The sequence below is a fragment of the Streptomyces sp. NPDC059142 genome, from assembly GCF_042755665.1.
Lineage (GTDB): Bacteria > Actinomycetota > Actinomycetes > Streptomycetales > Streptomycetaceae > Streptomyces.
Map to the genome: position 1 here is coordinate 66,836 of NZ_JBHZDA010000018.1, position 19,948 is coordinate 86,783.

Consider the following 19,948-nt stretch of genomic DNA (forward strand, 5'->3'; position numbering starts at 1 on the left):
GGGCCGTCCCGCGGTCCTTCCACGTTCTCCAGCCGTGTCAGGCCAGTTGTCTCAGCCACGAGTCGAGAGCCGCGAAGTCGCTGGCAGTCAGGCCATGGCCGGGATCGACACGATAGAGCAAGGCTTGCCCCTGATGATGGGCAGCGACCCAAGACCGATCGGTGTCGGTGACCTCGTCGTCGACCCAGGCGAACGGGCGTCCCCCAGCCCATTCAACAAGGGCACGGGTCTTCCAGTGCAATCCGTTCCGCTCGTCCTGGTCATCGATGCCGGACGGCTCCGGCCAGACCACCACGGGCAGCTGCGGCAGACCGATGCGGGGCGCAATGCACTCGTTCGCGTCCGTCATCCATGTCGTTGCCCAGACCACCTCGCACGGGAGTGCCGCCAACAGGGGGCCGTGCTCGGGATTGATCCTGGTCAGGAGCGGATTCGCGTCGGCACCATGCAGTTCAGGGCCAGCCGCATAGGTGGGATACGACTGGGACACCGCGCCGAACGGAATGAGTGGCCCGTCGACATCGAGAAACAGCAGTGCACGCCGCGCAGAACCGGTCACGGAAGCACAATAGCGGCGGACCCCACCGGCGACCGCCTCGATGACCCGGGCCCGACCCGCCTGCTGCTGAACACCGCCGATCTGCTGCTGGCCGGACGCTACGGCCGGGCCTGCCTGGACACCGTCGCACCGCTCCTGCTCCTCGGCTGGGGCCACGTCGGCCCCGCCTTCCTCACCCAGTTCCACACCCTCCCACACCCCACCCCCGCCTGGAGGTCACCACCCCCAGCTCTGCACCGGTGCCCGACGAAGCACCCGCACCCGAACCCCTGAAACCCGCCCCGATCGCTGCCTCCCCGTCCGAGGAACTGGCGTCCGCTCCGACTCCGGCCGCTGTTCCGCCCGTCGTCGCCCAGACGGCCCGGCCTGCCTCCGGACCACTCCTGCCCGCCGCTGTGCTGGACGCGGCCCGGCGCATCGCGGACACCCACCACGCCGTGCACGGAACACCGATCACCGCTGCCCACCTGGGCACGCGCATGGGCATCGCTCTGCCGGTGGCCACCGCCGCACTCGCTCAACTCTGAGCCCCGGCCCCACCGGCCACACCCACTCGCTGAACCCACGCCCGCCGTTGGGCCTGGTTCGCCATGCCCCGAGCAGCACCGGCACGCCTACAGATCCGGCTGGTTGCTGCTCGGGGCCACCCACCCGAACAGAAGGGACACGCCCCGAATGGTCACCCTGGACCTGCGCCACGTGGCAAGCCCCGCCGTGCGGGACCTGCTCCACCTCGTCAACCACCCCAACTTCGACCGCGCGCAACGGCAGATCAAACGCCTCGGCGGCTGCAGCGAGCCCGTGCGCCTGACCGGCCACACCACCACCGTCGATTCCGCGACGGGTGAGGTGCTGCGCTCCTACACATCCTCCGCCGAACCGACGGGCAGCCTGCTCACCACCTGCGGCAACCGCCGCGCCTCCCGCTGCCCAGCCTGCTCCCGCATCTATGCCGCCGACACCTACCACCTCATCCGCGCCGGCCTCTCCGGCGGCAAGACCGTGCCCGACACCGTCCGCACCCACCCCCGGGTCTTCGCCACTCTCACCCCGCCGTCCTTCGGCACCGTCCACAACCGCCTCACCACCCCCGGCGGCGACATCCGGCCCTGCCGCTGCCGCAAGCTCCACGAACCCACGGACGCCCTGATCGGAACGCCGCTGAACCCGGCGACGTACGACTACGCGGGCGCAGTCCTCTTCAACGCCCACGCCGGAGCCTTGTGGGCCCGCTTCACCACCTACTTGCGCCGCGAGCTCGCCGCCCAGCTCGGCATGACCCAGGAAGCCGCCCACGCGGTCCTGCGGATCTCCTTCGCCAAGGTCGCCGAGTACCAGCAGCGCGGCCTGGTCCACTTCCATGCCGTCATCCGCCTCGATGGCCCGGACGGCAATAGCCAGCCCCCGCCGCCTTACGCCACCGTCGCCGTACTCACCGACGCCGTACGCGCCGCCGCCGCGCGGATCCGCGTCACGGTTGAGTCGGATGCGGTCGGGGAACGCGAACTCGGCTGAGGCGAACAGCTCGATGTACGCGAGATCACGGCCTTCGGCGCTGACGCCGAATTCACCGACCAGGCCGTGGCCGCCTACGTGGCCAAGTACGCCACCAAGTCCGCCGACGCCTCCGGCATCCTCGACCACACCCTCCTCTGCCGCCCCTGCCAGGGACGCGGCGCCACCCTCCTGCCCCACGGAACGCCGCTCCCGTGCACCGCCTGCGATGGGACCGGACAGGCCCGGCCGCTGCCCCGCCTCGCCGTCGCCCGGCACGTGTGGCAGATGATCCGCACCTGCTGGGAGCTGGGCAAGCTGCCGGAGTTCGCCGATCTCAAGCTCTGGAAGTGGGCGCACATGCTCGGCTTCCGGGGCCACTTCTCCACCAAGTCCCGCTCCTACTCCACCACTCTTGGCGCGCTGCGCGACGCCCACCGCACCTGGCGCACCGAACAGGCCCGCATCCACGCCGGCCTGCCCGAGTCCGACCCGACGACCATGCTCGTCGTCGGTCGCTGGGACTACCTCGGCTCGGGCTACAGCCCCGGCGCCACACTCCTCGCCGCCCACGTCTGGCATCGCAAGGAACTGGAACGGCAGTTCATCGCGGAAGGGGGCTGCTGATGGCCTCGCCCCTGCTCGCCGTCCTCGACGCGGAGGTGGCCCCGGTGCTGGATCTGCTCACGGTTCCCCAGGTGATGGCCCGCCTCCAGCTCCGCCGTCTACGACCTGCTCCGCTCCGGCCAGCTCGCCTCGATCACCCTCGGCCGCGCCCGCCGCATCCCCGCCCACGCGCTCACCGCCTTCATCCGCACCCGTCTGGAACAGGAAGCCGCCTGATGACCACAGCTCGCCCCGTTTCGTCCCGCCGCTCCCGAACCCGTACGAACGGTGACGGGACCGTCTACCAGCGCAAAGACGGACGCTGGGAAGCCGCCGGATACGTCCTCGCCCCCGGAAACACCCGCAAGCGCGTCCGCGTCTACGGCACCACCCGCAAAGACGCGACGACCAAGCTCACCGAGAAGATCGCCGCCAGCAACCGCGGCCTCCCCATCGCCGCAGCCGACAGCGCCGTGAGCGCCTACCTCGCTTACTGGCTGGACGGCGTCGCCGTCCACTACTTGCGGAAGAACACCCACACCCGCTACGCGGCCTCCATCCGCCTCCACCTCAACCCCGGCCTCGGCACCAAGAAGCTCGCCCGGCTCACCACCCGCGACGTCCGCACCTTCCTCGACGGACTCCGCACCACCTGCCAGTGCTGTACCCAGGAACGGGATACGAACCGGCGGTCCTGCTGCGCCATCGGCCACTGCTGCGGAAAGCGGCTCTCACCGCTGACCGTCACGTACGTCCACGCGGTCCTCAAGTCGGCCCTGGAACACGCCGTCCGCGAGGACGAACTTCCCCGGAACGTCGCCCGGAACGTCAAGACGACCACGCCCCGGCCCAGGCGCTTCCAGCCCCTCACCGCCGCCGAAGCCCGGCAACTCCTCCAGGCGGCCAACGGCGACCGGCTTCACGCCCTGCACGAACTCGCGCTGCGCACCGGGCTCCGCAAGGGCGAACTCCTTGGCCTCCACTGGGAAGACCTCGACCTCAGCGTAGGCACCGCCGCCATTCGCCGCTCGCTCCAGCGCACCCGCACCGGCGGCCTCACCCACCTGCCCACCAAGACCCGCGCCTCCGAACGCCGCATCGCCCTCCCGACCGAATGCCTCCACTCCCTCAAGGAGCACAGGGAACGGCAGGACAAGGAGCGAGAGACAGCCGGATCGGACTGGAACGACAGCGGACTCGTTTTCACCACGCCGACTGGCTGGCCACTCGACCCTGCCAACCTCACCCGCCGCTTCCGCAGCTTCCTCAACCGGGCCGGACTCCGACGCATCCGCTTCGACGACCTACGGCATTCGACCGCGACACTGCTCCTGGAACAGGGCGTCGACCTCGTCGTGATCAAGGAACTCCTCGGCCACGCCCACATCGGCGTCACAGCCGGCGTCTACGCCCACGTACGCCTCCGACTCCAACGCCAAGGCACCGCCCTCAGCCGAGCCGACGACGGCAACGACGATCCATCTGCCGTGGCCGTCGTCCGCTGACGTTGCCGTCACCGTTGCCGTCAAACGACACGGGAGCCCCACCGAGCACAGCTCGGTGGGGCTCCCGTTTTCAGCTCTCCTGAAAGGCGATAAATCCGATCAGTCCGATCGGACGAGGTCAGCAAGTTCGATTAGATACTCGTTAAACCTCAAGTCGCCATGAGTGGAAAAAAGCACCTCAAAGACTGCCTGAAGAGCCGTATTCGGGGCTTCCTTCAAATCGCACAGAGGGACCGTTGAAACCACATCGGAAAAGCTATAGGAGAGCTCCACCGCGCCTCCTTCCGTCACAGCTCTAATTGAATCCTGAGTTTGCGAGGATTCTACAACTGACGCACCGGAAGATACGACTTCGCGGCACAGCTGAACAAGCATCAGAACAAAGTCCACGACGGGGAGGCCAGGCGTCCTCAATTGAACCTCGTTGCACCCATCGCCGATCACCACGTCGGAACTGAAGTAGTGAAAAGTCAGATCATCGGCCGTTAGCGTGCGAGCTGAGAGTCCCGACAGGCCGTCGGCATCCCAGGACGGATCGTCGATGCGAGGTAGGAATGTAAACGAGATCACTTCGTCCCCTAGTACACAAACTTCGGCATCGCGGTGACGAAGTTCCCCGCACCATCAACGGCTATTCTCATGCCGTTCTGGCCCATCGCACCGACTTCCACATCGCCGAAATCGTAGTCGATGTAATATCCGCCGCGAGGGTCGGACTTAGACCTGGGAATCTGCGTCCCGTTCTTGATCGCCTCATCCACCATCCCGCGGAATCGGGTCTTGTCGATGCCATCGGCAAATACATTCTCCACCTTTCCGGCCTTATGATAGGCCCCTCCAGGTGAATGCTGGTCCCAAGCGTGGTCAAACTGCCGGGTTCCCACAACGCAATTTGCATTGCGGACCAGAACCGGAGTCTACCCAGCCAGCACATAGTACGTGTGCTACGCGGCTGCCTCTACCTGCTTTTTCGCAGGTCAAGCGCAGTTTGCTGGTCCGGTGAGGTGCGTGGGTGTCCGTGGTTGTGCGGGGTTGTTGCCGTCAGCTACTGCCGTCAGTCGGTTCAGCCCAGGTACGGCATCTCGCGCTGTTCCAGGAAGTGCTGGAGCCTCAGCCGTTGGGTGTGGTGCATCGGCAACTGCTCGATCTCCTCCGGCGGTACAAACCGGAGTTCGGTGGACTCGTCGGAGATAGCCAGCTGACCGCCGGTGATGCGGGCGGTGAAGCAGACGTTGAACTGGCGGCGGACCTCGCCATCGGTGTAGGCGATGATGTGTTTCGGATCGGTGTAGGTGCCGACCAGGCCGGTGATCTCGACGTCCAGGCCGGTTTCTTCCTTGACTTCGCGGACGGCCGTGCCGGGCAGGGAGTCGGTGGGGTCCATGCCGCCGCCGGGCAGCGCCCACAGGTCGTTGTCGCGGCGGCGCTGGAGGAGGATGCGCCCGTGGTCGTCGGTGACGACGGCGGAGGCGGCGACGACCATGCTGTTCGGCTTGGGCGCGTTGGGGTCGTCGTAGTACTCGGTGCGGGCCACGGTCAGTCTTCCTCTCGTACGGGGGTTGCGGTCGCCCACACGGCGTCGAAGCTGTCGGCGTAGGTGTCGAACATGCCGCCTGTTTCGTGTCGGCGAAGGTGCCATACGGGGGCGGCGTAGGCGTTGACGCCCCAGACGTGTGCGTTGACGAGTTGCTGGTCGTCGGCGCGGTAGAGGGAGTTGTAGAGCGTGGTTTCGTGGGTGCGGACTTCGATGCCAGGGGTGTCGGCGAGCGGCTTGTAGTGCATGAGTGCGAGGCGGCAGCGGGATTCGATGCCGTGGCCGAACCGCTCCTCCTGGCCGCGGGCTTGGACTGTGTCGCTGTCGGGGTCCCCGATCGCGATGTGGACGGTGCAGCCTTCGGCAGCGCGTTCGGTGAGGAGCTCGTTCAGCCGCGGGTACGCCTCGTGGAGGAAGACTGCCGCGTAGACGAGGATGTCGATCCGTTCCCGGGCCTGGGCCATCAGGTCGGTGAACGCCGAGACGGGGAGGTCGGCCCGCTGTTCGTAGAGCGCGACCAGTTCGGGGCTGATGGCGCGGGCGGGGCGGGCCTGGCGGAGCGCCGGCCAGAGTGCGTGCACGTCTTCTCCCAGGGCCTTGGCCGCCTGGAGGGCGGTGGCACGACGTGGGATGCGCCCGAGGTTCACCCAGCGCTCGACTGACTTGGGGTCGACCTCGACCTGCTGAGCGAGTGCGGCGTACGTCCAGCCTCCGGCTGCCATGAAGGCTCGTAGTCTCTCGTTCGGCACGAGTCTCCCCCTTCGTCTCAGGACGGCACCAGGGACGTTCTACACGGTGCAGGACGTCCCGAAGTGGGTTTTGGTGGAGGTTCCTTCGTCCCGGTGACCGGCGTGAGGATCGGTGCCGACCCTGCGGCACCAACGGGCCCAGGGGCACGCATCAACGCCGCCGAGGAGCGTCACCGTGCGAATGAGTACCACCCGATGTGTTCCCGCCCTGCGACTGGACGCCCGGTCGCGCGCCGCCTCGCCGGGGCGGTCACGATGACGTCCCCCACCCCTGATGCCGACGGGCACACCGTCTCGCCCGGTACCGGCGCCCTGGTGGTCGACCGGCGGAGCGGCAAGGTGGGCGTGGTGATGGGCCATGTGGGGCCGTACGTGCAGCTTCGACCGCCACACGGTGGCCGGGAGTGGGACGTGCCGCCCGAGGACGTTCGCCCACCGACTCCGACAGAGGAGTTGAGCACGAAGGTGGCCGTGGCCAACCGGAGGTGGGGACGGTGACCCCTCGCTCGGTCCTGCGCTACGAGACCTGGACGCTCCAGCCCGACCGCGAGCCGGACGCGGAGCCAGTCCTCTACGCGATGCAGTGCGCCGTGGACGGAGAGGCCTCGCCGACAAGCGAGGACTTCGCCGAACCGCAGGACTGGGTGCTGCGGCACTGCGGCCAGAACCCGTCCCACCACACCTATCGGGAGATCATCACGCGGCCCTGGCGAGCCTGGCGGCGGACGTGACCCGCCTCGCTCGCCCAGGCGTCGCACCGCGCTGACCCACCCGACTCCCGTCCCTGCCGGGCACGGCCGATCGAGGCTCCCCCGTCCTCGTCAGCCCTGGCAGGGGCGGGCCCTTACGTGCGTGCCGTGCCCATGGCCATGAGGTTCTGGCCTCAGCCAGAGAAAGTCAGCCACGACGGCGGGCGCGCCGACCGATGATCCGTCACGTGTGTCTCGCTCAACCCCGCTCCGGCATCAGCCCAGTTATCTCCATCGTCATGGCCCCCAGCCACGCACAACGGCCGCGTTCCGGACGACAGCTCCGCCGGGGTGTTGACGCCGCACGGTACGAGCTCGCCGGACGGCCTCTCGGGAACCCGGCCGGTCTGCTGCTGAGCGGTCGGACAGCGGGGCTTCCGATTGACAGTCCGGCCTATGCCTCTGGGCTCTGCGCGCCGAGTGGTCGGCGGCCGTCGCCAGCGGGGCGGCAGACAGGAGCGGGCGGCGGCCACCGGCCGCCGACGCGCGCGGCCCGCGACAGCGGGTCGCCTTGAACCAGTAAAGAAACTCTGAACAGCTCGGATTGCCTCGCGTACTGCACTGCCGCTGCGGGCTGGGGCCAGCGTCGGTGCTTGTCTCCGACCATTCGGTCGAGGAGCTGTTGGAGCCTTGGCGACACGCCCTCTCGGCCGTGTGGAGTTGCCGCTGAGGCGCCTGGCCAACGGCGACGAATCTTCCTCCTGCATCACCATCGGCCGTGGGCGTTGCCGTCAGCTACTGCCGTCACGCCAGGCAAAGGCCCCGTCAGGACACGCCTGACGGGGCCTCGGATTTGCTGGTGGAACTCAAGGGCCGGAACTCAGTCAGCCTTCTGAAGAGCCGCCCATACCTCAGGACGTCGCTTCATCTCCAATGGCACGAAGCACCTCAGCAAGCCAAACGAAGCCGTACCCCACGACACGGTCAGGGTCCGACAACATGTCTTCCAGATGGCCCCAGGACTCGGAAAGCATACCGATCGTGAGATCTCTCGGCTCACTGTAGATGTCGTAAGCCTGATCTGGAGGCACGGACCAGAACGCCTCTTTGTTGATTTCCAGCACCTGCTCCCCAGCAGAAATCCGCCCCACAAGCAGGTCGAACAGACTTTTGAGCTTGTCCACTGGAATCTCGACCATCAGCAAACGCTCCCTCTGCTTTTTTGCGATGTTCTCGTGGAAGGTGTGAATTTCCTTCTTCAAGTGTCTAGTACGCCCGTCGATAATCCGCTGACGAACCTCTTCACTCGGCGCGTTCTTGAGGAAACCCTTGTTGTCGTAGGCGTCCGGGTTCGCTTGGTAATCCCGGAGTTTCACCTCATGCTCCTCGATCAGCTTCTGATATGAATCGATGGACTTCAGCTGCTCAGGAGTCAGTTCGCCGTTGCTGTTGTGAACGAGGACCGGTGTGTTCCCCGCCAGCACATAGTACGTGTGGAGGTAGTTGACGGTGAGGTCGTGTGTGCGTTGCGGGCCGCGCTGTTCGCGGACCTCCGCCACGGCCACGCTGGCGCCGTTCGGGGTGCGTAGTTCGTCGCCTACCCGGAGGCCAGCGGCGTTCTTCCACCTCTGTTCGTCCACAAGCCAGAACGGGTGGTTGTCTGTTGCCGTGACGGTGGCGGGGCCACGGTCCGTGGTGACGGTGAGCCGGGTGAAGTCCTTGTCGCCCTCGGTGGTGAAGGTGTTGGTCACCGGCCGCGTGGCGGTCAGTCCTGCAGTCGGGTCGCTGGCGGCGACCCGGTCTCCGACACGTACTTCTTCGATGGCTCGGGTGGTGCCGTCCGCCAGCAGTACACGGGTGCTGGAGGGGAAGCTGTGGGACTTGGCGCAGCCCGCGCGGTCCCGTTCCGACTTCGCCTGGGCGGCGAGCTTCTTGGCCTCTACCTTGGCGAGCGCGCGGGCGTCGATGAGGGTGTTGGCGCGGAGCGGGTAGGTGAGCCGGACCTTGCAGCCACAGCGATCGGCGTCGGCTTGGGCTTGGGCGTGAACACGGGCGGCGACCGAGGCGTAGAGGGGGCCGGCTGCCGGGTTGGAGCACTTCAGGGTGCCGGAGACGTTGTTGCCACGGACGGGGAAGGTGCGCTGCGGGCTGGTGCACTCGCCGGCGGGTTTGCCGTCGATGGTGAACGTGGCGTTCATCGTCGCGGTGACTTCGCCCTTGGTGACGCGTTCCTTCCGGGCGATGGAGCTGACTTCCCCGGTGAAGGTCTGGGTGGCGGTGCAGCCCTCCGGGCTGCAGTCCATCTCGCCCGCGCCGTCGAGGGTGAAGGTGATACCCCGGTCGGTCGCGTCCTCCAGTTGGTCGGCGTATGCGACCAGGGTGTCGAACATCTTCTCGGCGGCGTCGGCGAGGACCGGGGTCAGGTCCATGCCCTCACCACCGCCGGCCGCCAGCGGCCCGGCGGTCACTGTGCGGGGAGCTGTCGGTGTTTCCCCCTTCTCCAGCTTGTCCTTCATGTCGGCGAGGCCGTCGCGGAGGTCGTAGGCCTCCAGCCGCAGCACCCGGTGCGGCTTCTCCTTCGTCACCAGCAGGCGGCCGGCCGAGGTGTCGATGCCGAGCGCGGGGGTTCCGTTCACGGTCAACGGCTTCTGCCCGGGTCCGCCCGATGCCTGGGAGCCGTTCGCCACTGGCGGCGGTGACTTCTCCAGGCCGTCCAATGCCGTCTCCAGCACAGCAGCCAGTTTCGGCGGGGCGATGGTGCGGGCCAGGGCCTCGTCCATCAGTTCCGAGCCGTCGTCCAGCCCGACGATCCACTCGCTGGGCCCTGCCTTCTCGCCGGCCGCCACGTCCTTCCTGGGGGCGGGGTCGACCTGCCAGCGTGTGAACTTCTTGCCGCCGATGCGCAGTACGTCCCGGCCGTTGGCACTCCGGCCGGAGGACGTGGTGCCGAACTGGCTGCCGCCGGCGGTGACGGTGATGTCGTTCTCGGTGATACCGAGGGTCGAGGTGTCCTGGTAGCGCAGGCCCGGAGCCTCCGCGAGGTCTTCGACCGCCTGGCGGAACGGTTGTAGCTCTCGCGTCACCGCGCTGGAGCTGCTGGAACTCTCCTCTGTACCGCCGGAGGTCAGTACGGCGGCTGCGGTGACGGCGGTCACGAGCGCTACGACTCCGGCGGGCAGCGCGATCCGCTGCCACGCGTTCAGTCTCTGCCACCAGCCTCGCGCCGGGCCGACCGTACCGGCGGGAGGGGCGGCGGGCGCGGGGCGGGGTTCGTCGCCGCGGTCACCCGAGGCGTGGTTCTGCTGGGACACACTGTCCCCTTTCATGCTTCACGCGCCGAGAGGTCGGGCCGAGGCGTGGACCGGCCGGAGCGGTGGACTGAGCTGAGGATGGCGCGGTATGCGCCTGGCTTGGCGCGCGTCAAGGCGGAACGGGTCCGCCCGGCCTGACGGCATGCGTCGGGACACGGCCGGATGGCCGGGAACCGCCGTGAACGCGCCCGGGTTACGGCTTGCGGCAGCATCTCGGGGTGCGCTGCAATTCCGTTGAAGCAACGATGAAGCGAGCGGTGGCAAGGGGTGCGCGTGGCGGACGGTGACGGCGAGCCGCTACGGATCGACCTGCTCGGGGCGCTGTCGGCGTATCGGGGCGGACGGCAGCTGGACCTGGGGCCCGTACGCCGTCAGGCGGTGCTCGCGGCGCTGGCGCTGCGCGCCGGCAGCCGGGTGAGCCACGAGGAACTACTCGACGACGTCTGGGGCGAGAGTCCCCCGGTGACCGGGGTGAGAGTGCTGCCCAGCCATGTCTACTCCCTGCGCCAGGTCCTGGACACACCGGGAACGGCAGCGCGCTCGTCCGTCATCCGCAGCGGCAAGGGTTGGTACCGCTTCAACACGGAGAATGTCCGGCTCGACACCGATGAGCTGACCGCGTGCTCCGGCCGCGCCAAGAGCGCACGGGCGTCCGCCGGACCGGCCGACGCTCTTCCCCTCTTCGACGAGGCGCTCGGACTGTATGGGAGGCAGCCACTGGCCGGACTTCCGGGCCGCTGTGCCGGGTCGGTACGCCGGAACCTGGAGGAACAGCGACGCTCACTGCGCAAGGGACGGCTGGAGTGTCTTTTTCTGATCGGCCGTTCGACCGATGCCTTGGAGGAACTGGCCGAGCTGACCCAGTCCAGCCCCTGGGACGAGGGACTGCTGGCCCTCCGTATAAGGGCGTTGTACGCCGACGGACGTCAGGCGGAGGCTCTCGACGCCTTCCACGAGCTGCGCGGGCGGTTGCGGGAGGAGCACGGCACCGAGCCCGGCGACGAACTGCGCCACCTGTACGAAGCAGTGCTGCGACAGGCCGACACCGTTCTGCTGCCGCCCGTCGTCACCGTCACCCCGGACGCGGATCTGGATCCGCCGACCGAGCTGGATCCGAGTCGTGCCGCGATTCCCGCTCCCGCCCCCGCCCCGGCCCCGGCTTCGGCTCCGGCTCCGGCTCCGGTGAACGAACTCCCCGGCGACGTCGGGCCGTTGGTGGGCCGGCAGGAAGAGCTGGGCCTGCTCACCGGGCAGAACTTTTCCGAGGGCGTCACCGTAATGGCGGTGGACGGTACACCCGGCATGGGCAAGTCGCGGCTCATCGTCCAGGCCGCCCGGCGACTTGTCCCCGGGCACCCGGCCGGCTGCCTCTTCCTGGATCTGCGCGCTCACGCGACGGGCGGGCCCCTCTCCTCACGACGGGCCCTGGCCCGCCTGCTGCGCACGCTGGGCAGCGACGGCACCCGGATCGGCGACGACGAGGACGAGTTGATCACCGCCTGGCGCGCGGCGACCAGCGGCCTGCGTCTGCTGCTGGTGCTCGATGACGCGGTAGACGCCCGGCAGGTGCTACCGCTGCTGCCGTCCGGACCCGGAAGCACCGTCATCGTAAGCAGCAGACGGCGACTGGCCGGCCTGGACGCGACCCGCCGAATCTCCCTGGAGCCCCTGCCCGACGACGACGGCCTGCGCCTATTCGGCAGCCTGGTCGGCAGGGATCGCGTGGAGCACGAACCGGACGCAGCCTGCGCACTCGTGCGCCTGTGCGACGGGCTGCCGCTCGCCCTGCGGATCCTGGGGGCTCGGCTCCAGACACGGCCCGAGTGGTCTCTGGCGCACATGGTGGGCCGGATGACCGGTGACGAGAACCGGCTGAAGGAACTGAACGCCGACGACCGGAGTGTCGCGGCCGCCTTCCAACTCTCCTACGAACACCTCCCCCCGCGGCAGCAGGACGTGTTCCGTGCACTCGGCCTCGCACCCACCGTCGAGTTCGACCCGCTGACACCGGCGGCGATGCTGGAGCTGCCGGCCATCGAGGCCGGCCGGGCCTTGGAGCGGCTGGTCGACGCAGGGCTCCTCCGGCAGCCGCGGCCCGGCCGCTACCGGCTGCACGACCTGGTGCGGGCCCATGCACGCCGTCTGGCCACAGCTGTCCCCGGCACGTCACGAGCGGACGGGGCGGCGGCGCTGCGCCTCTACCTGGACGCGGCCCGCATGGCCAGCGAGTGGGGCCCTCAGGCATTCGCGGACGCCTGCCCCGCGGAGGAGGCGGTGTTCACGGACTGGCGGTCCGCGGCGGACTGGCTGGACGAAGCTGGCGGAGAGGTCGTCGATGTGGTCGGCCACGCTCTCGCGCTCGGCCGGAGCGACCTCGCTTGCCGGATCGCCGAGGCCCTGACCGACTACCTCACCAGCCGCGGCCGCTATCACGACGCCCGCACCATCCTCGGCATCGCCCTTGAGAGCGCGAGCGATTGCGGCGACCGACGGATGACTGCCGCGCTGCGCAACTGCATGGGCCTCGCGGAACTCTTCTCCTTCCGTACCGAAGAGGCACGAATCTGGTTCGAGAAGGCCGCCGACGTCAGTCGTCGGCTCGGTGACGACCGCGAACTGGCCCGGTCGACGACCGGACTCGGCACCGCCGCGCTGCAGTCGGGGGACATCCGCGCGGCCGACGCCCACACCACGGCGGCGCTCAAGGCCATCTCTCCGGACGACGACTGGGGCGCGTTCGCCGTACATGCCTCCCTCGGCTTCGTACGGATCGCACAGGAGCGGCACGAGGACGCGCTGGCCTGCTTCCGCGCTGCTCACGCACGGGCGTGCAGGGTCGGCCGCCCTCGTATGCTCAGCCGGACCCTGACATGCATGGCCGACGCCCACCTGCTTCTGGCCCGGCCGCACGAGGCGACGCCTCTGCTCAGGGAAGCTGCTGCCCTGGCCGCCGACGCGAAAGACCTCTTGCTGGAAGCGCTGACACTGGCCCGTCTGGGCACCGCCGTCCACGAGGAAGGCGACCCGGCCACCGCTACGGACCATCTCGGTGAGGCACTCGCCGCACAACGGAGTCTGCTGCCGGAGAACGAGCCCCACCGCGACCGACTGGAGATGGACATCCGCTGCCGGCTCGGCCGCGCCCATCTCACGGCCGGCTGTCCGGACCAGGCCCGCCGACAGTTCCAGGCCGCGCTGAACGTACCCCGCGCCTTCGCCTACGACCTCGAACGCGGTCAGGCGGCACAGGGTCTCCAGGCGTGCTCCTGACCGTCGGGCGAGATGTGCTGGGACGACGTGGCGATGCGCGGCACCATCGCCGTGCCCTATGAGCCCACCGCGCCTCGCACGAATCGCCGAAGGTGCGCACGCACAGTGTCGGGCTGCTCCAACCAGGGTTCGTGCCCAGCGCCTTCGACCCGCGTCAGCGGAAGATCGATCCTGAGCGCGAGTAATTCAAGAGCCGACACCGGACGGGGATCATCGGCTGCGCCGAGAAGCTCCGCCCGCGCGGGGAGGCATGCGCGCAGCTCGGCGAGGTGCTCATCGAGCGGGTCCGCGCGCCCTGCCCTGCCGAGCTCGCTGTTCATAGCCCAGTTGACGGGGCGACGCCGCCGGGCCCCCTGCGCGGCCCAGTGCCACCCCCGTTCCGGATCAGCGTGGTCGGTGCACCAGGCCAGTGTGAGCAGCTCGACTTCCTGCTCCTCCGTGCGGTGCGTCAACTCCTCCAATACGCGGAGCCGCTCCCACTGCGCTGCGGACATGCGGCGGCCTCGCTCCGCTCGGTCTCCGGTACGCCAATCGCCGACGAACGGCCCGCACATCAGCAGCACTGTGGCAACCCGGTCAGGATGCGCCAGGCAGAACCGGCTCGCCAGGTCAGTACCGTAGGAGTGCCCGATCAGCACCGCCTCGGGTATCTCCCATGCGTCGAGCAACTCCACGAGATCGTCGATATGCCGGGCGAAGGAATGGCGCCCCCGCCACGGGGATCGGCCCGTGCCACGCTGGTCGTACCGGTACACAGGCGCGAGGTCGGCGACCATGCGGGCGACATCGCCCAGATAATCCGGCAGCCCCGGACCGCCATGAAGCATGACCACGGCCGGCCGCTGAGTCGTGTCCCCCAGCGCCATCCAACGTAACTGCGCCTCATCGGTCATCGACGTGAGGCCCTGCGTCTCCATCAAGGTCACCGCGGAGAACCTACAGGTGTCTCCGAGGCTCCGCCAAAGGTTGAAAAGCAAGCCAAGGCTCTGGAACAGCAGAAGGGTGACAGGTGGGCGCCCAGCACAACCGCTTGACAAAGCGCAGCAAGATCCGGAGCATGCCCTGGCCGACGTCCACGCACGGGAACCAGTCTCAACAGTGCCTGCGTCTCGTCCCGAAAAGAAGTGCCCGAACCAGGCTTCAACCCAACGGGGGAACCATGAAACGCACCTTCGCCACCAGCCTCACCGCACTCGCCATCATCGGCGCGGGCATCGCCACCGCCGCCCCCGCCACCGCCACCGCGGGCGACAACTACGGGACCGCCGTTCCCGCCTACGCACCCACAGCCGGGCCTGCCAAGTCCTGGGGGCCGCTGCGCACCGCTGCGGAACTCAAGAAGGGCAACGCCGCCTGCGAAAGCACGGGGACCGCCGGTGTCAAGGCGAAGAAGTGGCGGAGCTTCACCTGCGAGATCACGAAGGGCGGCAAGGCAGGCGACTATGTCGGCCTGTGGGTGAAGATCTGACGAAGCCCTCAGCGTAAATGGCCCCACCCGATCCGGGTGGGGCCATTTACGCTCACGCCTGCTGCGCCCCTCAAGCGCACTCGTGTACCCGGCAGTCTCCACCTCACGGCCCCCATGGGTGAACTCCCGCAGTTCTCCTGCCGCAAGGCCGCCTGATGCCCCATCATGGGCCTTAAGTCGGCGCAAGCAGACTCCAGGGGGCCGAATGGAACCCGTCATCGCCAGCGTTATCGGGCTCTTGAGCGGCGGCACGGCCGCGGCACTCGTTGCCGGATTACGTGCAGTCTCCTTCCGCAGGTCCATGAGGAGCAACGTCACCCTCCTCAGCGACCATTCCGTAGTGATCGCCGGCATCCGCTCAATCGTGGAGCAGGCTTCCGACCAGTACCGCAGCGCCCCCACCCGCTCGGTGGTCGTCTACATCGAGGATCGAGCCGAAGGTGAGACCTCGTCCAGCCTGCTCGAACTCGCGGAGAACCAGGAAGCCGGTACCGCGGTGCGCCACCTCGGCGAAGGGTTCGACACCCTGTTCCGCAGACTCGGGCCACTGAGCTGTACTGAGATTTGTGGAGTCCCTGATGCCAGGGTTACCGTCCTGGCGAAGGAGAACCACCAGCGCCATGGCAGCACCCCGTAAATATCCGGATGAACTGCGCGAGCGTGCGATCCGCGAGGTCCGTACCACCGGCCGCCCGATCGCCCACGTCGCGAAGGACCTGGGCATCCACAAGGAGGCCCTGCGCGGCTGGGTCCGCCAGGCCGAGGCCGACCGCGGTGAGCGGGGCGACCGGCTCACCACCGCCGAGCTCGACGAGCTGAAGCAACTTCGCAGGGAGAATGCTGGGTTGAGGCGGGCGAACGAGATCCTGAAAGCCGCCTCGGTTTTTTTGCCCAGGAGATCGACCGTCCCCGGACGAGGCCGAGCAGGTGATCGACCACCTGCGTGGACACGGCCTCGGGGTCGATCCCGTCTGCCGGGTGCTGGACCTGTCGCCGTCGACGTACTTCGCCCGCAAGAAGCGGCCGAAGTCGGCCCGCCGGCTCCGCGACGAGCAGCTCATGCCGCTGATCGAGGAGGTCTACGCGGAGTCGGGCGGGACCTATGGCGCCCGCCGGATCACGCGGGCCCTGGGGCGCAAGGGTCACGGGGTGGCCCGCTGCACCGTCGAGCGGCTGATGGCCGAGCTGGGCCTGGAGGGTGTCATCCGTGGCCGACGGCGCCGGACCACGATTCCGGAACCATCGGCGCCGCGTCCACCTGACCTGGTCGACCGCGACTTCACCGCCTCCCGGCCCGATCAGCTGTGGGTCGCGGACATGACGTATGTCCGCACCTGGTCGGGGTGGGCGTATGTGGCGTTCGTCCTGGACGTGTACTCGCGGATGATCGTCGGCTGGCAGGTCGCGAACCACATGCGGACGGAACTCCCGCTGGACGCAGTGGAGATGGCGCTCTGGCGGCGCCGGATCAAGAAGGACTCCGGCCTCATTCATCACAGCGACCGCGGGTCCCAATACGCATCAATTCGGTATACCGACCGGCTCGTTGACATCGGCGCCTCCGCCTCCGTCGGCTCCGTCGCGGACAGCTATGACAACGCAATGACCGAGGCCCTGAACGGCACCTTCAAGGCCGAGCTGATCGAGATGCAGGGCCCCTGGAAGGACGTCGACCAGGTCGAGCGGGCGATCTTCCAGTGGATCACCTGGTACAACGAAGAACGCCTCCACTCCGCGCTCGACTACGTGCCGCCGGCCGAGTACGAGGAAGCCTTCTGGCGCAGCCAGGAGCAAACCCCGCAGTCCGCCTGAACCAATCAAGATCGGACTTTACGAAACTCGGGGCAGCTCAGTTCCAGGGGCGATGCGTTCTCAGGCTGTGAGCCGGAGCATGGCTGTCGCGTGCTGGGGACGTGACCGATAGTGATCGGCCGCGGCGGCGATGTTGGTCCAGCCTGCTTGGCGCATGAGTCCGATGGCAAGGTTGCGCGGGGTGGCCATGGCGCGGGGTGCGGTGCCGGTGCGTACTCGCGGGGCGTCCTCGCCGAACGTCACGTCTCGGACGTGGTGCAGGGCCTCAACTGACCAGTGGTTCTGGACGAGTTCGGCGAGTTGCGCCGGACTGGCCCGTTCGGGCGGGAGGCTGGTGACTGCGTAGACGGTCTTCGTCTCGACCTTGCCGGTCTGGCGGTTGGTGCGGCGGCGCTTGATCTCCATGGCCTGGACGGCGTGCGGGAAGAGCAGGCCGGGACGGACGGTGCAGGCCTTCAGCCGGCGGACCTCGCGGCGGCCGTGCCCGGCCCCCGCAGTGCGGGCCTGCAGCGGGATCTGGCGCCGGGGCAGGTGTCGCAGCTGCTTGCGCAGCTTCTTCTGGTTCCCCTTGACCACCAGGAGGTAGTGGCCGCCGGCGGCGATGACGTGCTCGGCGTGGGCGCGCTGGGTGTGCATCGCATCGGCGGTGACAACGACGCCGCGCAGGTCGATCCGGTCCAGCAGTGGGGCGAAGGCGGGGATTTCGTTGCTCTTCGCGGCGACCTGGCGCTGGGCAATCACGGTCTGGCAGGCGTGGAGCGCGGCGGCGAGCAGGTGAACGGCTGCGCCGTCGCTGCGGGATCCGCGCACCGTCTTGCCGTCCACGGCCAGGCCGACCAGCGTGCCATCGGCCTCGTCGACCGGGTCGGCGGGGTATCGGGCGAGCCAGGTGCCCACGGCATCGTCGAGCGCGTCGCCGTTCAGGCGGGCGAGGAGCCGTCACAGTGTGGAGGCGTTCGGCGTGCTGGAGGCCAGACCGAATTTGTTCGCGCAGGTCGGAGTCGGTATCGGCGGCGAAGCGGGCGATGGCGGCCAGGGACGTGGCTCCGCCGAGGACGGCGACCAGGCACAGCGCGAGCAGGGAGCCCAGGAGGTGACGGCGGCCCCGGACCCGGAGGGAATCGGGTATCCGCCCCAGCACTTCGGCCAGGGCGGTGAACTGCTGCGGTTCCGGATCCGGGCAGGCGGAGTCGATGTCCTCGCAGTGGCGCTGCAGGACACCGATCAGGGAAGATGGCACGCGAACGGGACCCCTGTTCGTGATCAAAGGCTTCGACAACCTTGACCATCAGGGGTCGCGTCTCTCGTTGCCGAACCGGGCGAACCACACGCAGCGGCGCGTACGCAGGCGATCAGCTCATCTCGCCAGCTGAGAACGCATCAGCCCTGGGCCCGGTTCACGGTCCGCTCGGTGAGGGTGAGTTCACCGCCTGGTGGACGGCGCTTGACTGTGGTGACCCAGTCGCCCGCACCGATGTAGGCCATGTCGGCGAGGATCGGAACGCCCTGGAGCGCTCAGATCCGGAGGATGTTGCGGGTGCGGGCGGCCGTCAGATCGTGGGTCCGGCCCGGCAGTGCCGGCGACAGCCACAGAATCTCGCCGGCCGGGTCCGTAACGACCTGCACGTTCACCCCGTGTCGCTTGCATTTCGAGGAGTAGTCGGCCCTGCCGTCGCCGACGCGGTCGCACTCTGCGAGTGTGCCGTCCAGGAGGACGAAGTCCGGGTCGTGCGCGCGCAGCGTCCTTCAGCAGGCCCGGCGCCTGCTCGGCGAGCAGAGTGGTGACTGCGGTGGACGTAGGCGTGGGCGGTGCCGACGGATATCCTGAAGGCCACGGCGATACGGGCGAGGGTGTCGTGGCGACGCAGGTACACGAGTGCGACCAGCGCACGACGGTGCGGCGGGAGTTTGCACCGTCGGTCACCCTCGCGGGTGACGATGAGCATCGTGACCCACTCGACCAGGGCGTGAGGTAAGTCGAGTGCGGCAGGATAGTTGGCCAACGAGGCCCCCGAGCAGCGTGACTGGGACGTCGAACACCTCCCTCAACGGCACGGGAGCCCTGTCCGTTGCGCATCCCCACCTCATGCCGCCCCGCCACCCGATCAGTGGCCTCGCTGAAGACGCTCACTGCTGCGCGTTACCCCTGCTCTCAGGGAGACGGTCTTCGAAGAATCTTGTTCCAGGAGGACATTCGGGGTGCCGTCCCGTCAGCTGCAAGATCCCGGGTGAGCTCCCTCAAGGTGTCCTGCGGAGTAAAAGGTGCTGTTTGGAGTTCTTTTTTCAATGCACTGGCTGCGGATCGCCAGCGGTTGGTCCAGCTGGGAACGTCACCCTTCCAGGCCGAAACAAGGGCAATGGTGTACTGCAGTGAGGGGAATCCTCCGGCCAGCAGGCGCGAAAGCTGTGGCGGAACGCCGGTGGGCGACAGGGCAGCGGCCTTCTCGTAGGTCACTGCGTGCTCTGCGAGAGCGGTACGGAGGTCTTTCAGGAAGTCGCAGGTCTCGCGGTTGGTGTATCCGGGACTACTGATCCTTTCAGCCACCCCGGATGCATCCCGTGGTGCCACGTCCACCCCGAGACCACTGTTGTCCTTAAGGGCTTGATCAACATTGTCCGCGGGTTCGTCGCGGAAATCTTCGCTTCCGAGTTCCCAGGTGAGCTCTCTCAAGGTGTCCTGCGGAGTAAAAGGTGTTGTTTGGAGTTCTTTTTTCAGTGCACTGGCTGCGGATCGCCAGCGGTTGGTCCAGCTGGGAACGTCACCGTTCCAGGCCGAAACAAGGGCAATGGTGTACTGCAGTGAGGGGAATCCTCCGGCCAGCAGGCGCGAAAGCTGTGGCGGAACGCCGGTGGGTGACAGGGCAGCGGCCTTCTCGTAGGTCACTGCGTGCTCTGCGAGAGCGGTACGGAGGTCTTTCAGGAAGTCGCAGGTCTCGCGGTTGGTGTATCCG

16 protein-coding genes and 5 pseudogenes are annotated in these 19,948 nt (G+C 68.0%); 10 read left to right on the forward strand and 11 right to left on the reverse strand.

Features of this window, described 5'->3' with window-relative positions; all coding sequences use genetic code 11:
* Positions 1-37 precede the first annotated feature (37 nt).
* Positions 38-559, reverse strand: a complete 522-nt coding sequence (locus ACFXPK_RS09920; protein ID WP_385073670.1) for an HAD domain-containing protein — start codon at positions 557-559, stop codon at positions 38-40.
* 239 nt (positions 560-798) lie between these two features.
* Here ACFXPK_RS09920 and ACFXPK_RS09925 point away from each other — a divergent pair, with 239 nt between their 5' ends.
* The 4 genes and pseudogenes from ACFXPK_RS09925 to ACFXPK_RS09940 all read left to right on the forward strand — a co-directional run bounded on the left by ACFXPK_RS09925 (position 799) and on the right by ACFXPK_RS09940 (position 4,164).
* Positions 799-1,086 (forward strand): hypothetical protein, encoded by a 288-nt coding sequence (locus ACFXPK_RS09925; protein WP_385073605.1) that lies wholly within the window; start codon positions 799-801, stop codon positions 1,084-1,086.
* A 148-nt stretch (positions 1,087-1,234) separates the two neighbouring features.
* Positions 1,235-2,680, forward strand: a pseudogene (locus ACFXPK_RS09930) (replication initiator).
* Positions 2,680-2,896: pseudogene (locus ACFXPK_RS09935) on the forward strand (helix-turn-helix domain-containing protein). The pseudogenes ACFXPK_RS09930 and ACFXPK_RS09935 overlap by 1 nt, the downstream one beginning before the upstream one ends.
* On the forward strand, positions 2,896-4,164 hold the full coding sequence (locus ACFXPK_RS09940; RefSeq protein ID WP_385073608.1) for a tyrosine-type recombinase/integrase: 1,269 nt from the start codon (positions 2,896-2,898) through the stop codon (positions 4,162-4,164). The pseudogene ACFXPK_RS09935 and the gene ACFXPK_RS09940 overlap by 1 nt, the downstream one beginning before the upstream one ends.
* Positions 4,165-4,263: 99 nt before the next feature.
* Here the strand turns inward: ACFXPK_RS09940 and ACFXPK_RS09945 are convergent, their stop codons facing one another.
* From ACFXPK_RS09945 to ACFXPK_RS09960, 4 genes are all read right to left on the reverse strand, one after another.
* Positions 4,264-4,611, reverse strand: coding sequence for a hypothetical protein (locus ACFXPK_RS09945; RefSeq protein ID WP_385073611.1), 348 nt, complete (start codon positions 4,609-4,611; stop codon positions 4,264-4,266).
* A 131-nt stretch (positions 4,612-4,742) separates the two neighbouring features.
* The gene (locus tag ACFXPK_RS09950; protein ID WP_385073614.1) at positions 4,743-4,976 is read right to left on the reverse strand and encodes a hypothetical protein; all 234 of its coding nucleotides are present in this window, start codon (positions 4,974-4,976) and stop codon (positions 4,743-4,745) included.
* A 251-nt stretch (positions 4,977-5,227) separates the two neighbouring features.
* On the reverse strand, positions 5,228-5,698 hold the full coding sequence (locus ACFXPK_RS09955; protein ID WP_385073617.1) for an NUDIX hydrolase: 471 nt from the start codon (positions 5,696-5,698) through the stop codon (positions 5,228-5,230).
* Positions 5,699-5,700: 2 nt separating this feature from the next.
* Positions 5,701-6,447: a helix-turn-helix domain-containing protein gene (locus ACFXPK_RS09960; RefSeq protein WP_385073620.1), complete on the reverse strand. Its 747-nt coding sequence runs from the start codon at positions 6,445-6,447 to the stop codon at positions 5,701-5,703.
* A gap of 255 nt (positions 6,448-6,702) precedes the next feature.
* On the opposite strand from ACFXPK_RS09960, the gene ACFXPK_RS09965 reads away from it, so the two are divergent.
* Complete coding sequence (locus ACFXPK_RS09965; RefSeq protein ID WP_385073623.1) at positions 6,703-6,945, forward strand: hypothetical protein; 243 nt, start codon at positions 6,703-6,705, stop codon at positions 6,943-6,945.
* A complete protein-coding gene (locus ACFXPK_RS09970; RefSeq protein WP_385073626.1) occupies positions 6,933-7,178 on the forward strand; it encodes a hypothetical protein in 246 nt (81 codons plus the stop codon). The genes ACFXPK_RS09965 and ACFXPK_RS09970 overlap by 13 nt, the downstream gene beginning before the upstream one ends.
* An 869-nt stretch (positions 7,179-8,047) precedes the next feature.
* Here the strand turns inward: ACFXPK_RS09970 and ACFXPK_RS09975 are convergent.
* Entirely contained in the window at positions 8,048-10,447 is a 2,400-nt protein-coding gene (locus ACFXPK_RS09975; RefSeq protein ID WP_385073630.1) for a Hint domain-containing protein, read from the reverse strand.
* A gap of 273 nt (positions 10,448-10,720) precedes the next feature.
* On the opposite strand from ACFXPK_RS09975, the gene ACFXPK_RS09980 reads away from it, so the two are divergent.
* The gene (locus tag ACFXPK_RS09980) at positions 10,721-13,717 is read left to right on the forward strand and encodes a BTAD domain-containing putative transcriptional regulator (RefSeq protein WP_385073633.1); all 2,997 of its coding nucleotides are present in this window, start codon (positions 10,721-10,723) and stop codon (positions 13,715-13,717) included.
* Positions 13,718-13,773: 56 nt separating this feature from the next.
* On the opposite strand, the gene ACFXPK_RS09985 is transcribed toward ACFXPK_RS09980, so the two are convergent.
* On the reverse strand, positions 13,774-14,634 hold the full coding sequence (locus tag ACFXPK_RS09985) for an alpha/beta fold hydrolase (protein WP_385073672.1): 861 nt from the start codon (positions 14,632-14,634) through the stop codon (positions 13,774-13,776).
* Between the two features lie 242 nt (positions 14,635-14,876).
* Here ACFXPK_RS09985 and ACFXPK_RS09990 point away from each other — a divergent pair, with 242 nt between their 5' ends.
* From ACFXPK_RS09990 to ACFXPK_RS10000, 3 genes are all read left to right on the forward strand, one after another.
* Entirely contained in the window at positions 14,877-15,185 is a 309-nt protein-coding gene (locus ACFXPK_RS09990; protein ID WP_385073636.1) for a hypothetical protein, read from the forward strand.
* Between the two features lie 205 nt (positions 15,186-15,390).
* Positions 15,391-15,822 carry a hypothetical protein gene (locus ACFXPK_RS09995; protein ID WP_385073639.1) on the forward strand — a complete coding sequence of 144 codons (432 nt, stop codon included), beginning with the start codon at positions 15,391-15,393 and terminating at the stop codon, positions 15,820-15,822.
* Positions 15,806-16,997 (forward strand): IS3 family transposase gene (locus ACFXPK_RS10000; RefSeq protein WP_385073641.1). Its coding sequence is split into 2 segments (ribosomal slippage): positions 15,806-16,068 and positions 16,067-16,997, totalling 1,194 coding nucleotides; the frame shifts between segments, so codons are not numbered across the junction. The genes ACFXPK_RS09995 and ACFXPK_RS10000 overlap by 17 nt, the downstream gene beginning before the upstream one ends.
* 60 nt (positions 16,998-17,057) lie before the next feature.
* Here the strand turns inward: ACFXPK_RS10000 and ACFXPK_RS10005 are convergent.
* The 4 genes and pseudogenes from ACFXPK_RS10005 to ACFXPK_RS10020 all read right to left on the reverse strand — a co-directional run.
* On the reverse strand, positions 17,058-17,894 hold the full coding sequence (locus tag ACFXPK_RS10005; protein ID WP_385073644.1) for an ISAs1 family transposase: 837 nt from the start codon (positions 17,892-17,894) through the stop codon (positions 17,058-17,060).
* A 142-nt stretch (positions 17,895-18,036) separates the two neighbouring features.
* Positions 18,037-18,237 (reverse strand): annotated as a pseudogene (locus ACFXPK_RS10010) (hypothetical protein); the annotation flags it as partial.
* Positions 18,238-18,386: 149 nt separating this feature from the next.
* Positions 18,387-19,000: pseudogene (locus ACFXPK_RS10015) on the reverse strand (transposase family protein); the annotation flags it as partial.
* Positions 19,001-19,149: 149 nt separating this feature from the next.
* A pseudogene (locus tag ACFXPK_RS10020) lies at positions 19,150-19,948 on the reverse strand (hypothetical protein); the annotation flags it as partial.

What these genes read in the sequence shown, in the direction of transcription:
- ACFXPK_RS09985 (WP_385073672.1), bottom strand. Translation starts at nt 14,634, where the DNA reads ATGGAGACGCAGGGCCTCACGTCGATGACCGATGAGGCGCAGTTACGT.
- ACFXPK_RS09965 (WP_385073623.1), top strand. Translation starts at nt 6,703, where the DNA reads ATGACGTCCCCCACCCCTGATGCCGACGGGCACACCGTCTCGCCCGGT.
- ACFXPK_RS09940 (WP_385073608.1), top strand. Translation starts at nt 2,896, where the DNA reads ATGACCACAGCTCGCCCCGTTTCGTCCCGCCGCTCCCGAACCCGTACG.
- ACFXPK_RS09995 (WP_385073639.1), top strand. Translation starts at nt 15,391, where the DNA reads ATGGAACCCGTCATCGCCAGCGTTATCGGGCTCTTGAGCGGCGGCACG.
- ACFXPK_RS09990 (WP_385073636.1), top strand. Translation starts at nt 14,877, where the DNA reads ATGAAACGCACCTTCGCCACCAGCCTCACCGCACTCGCCATCATCGGC.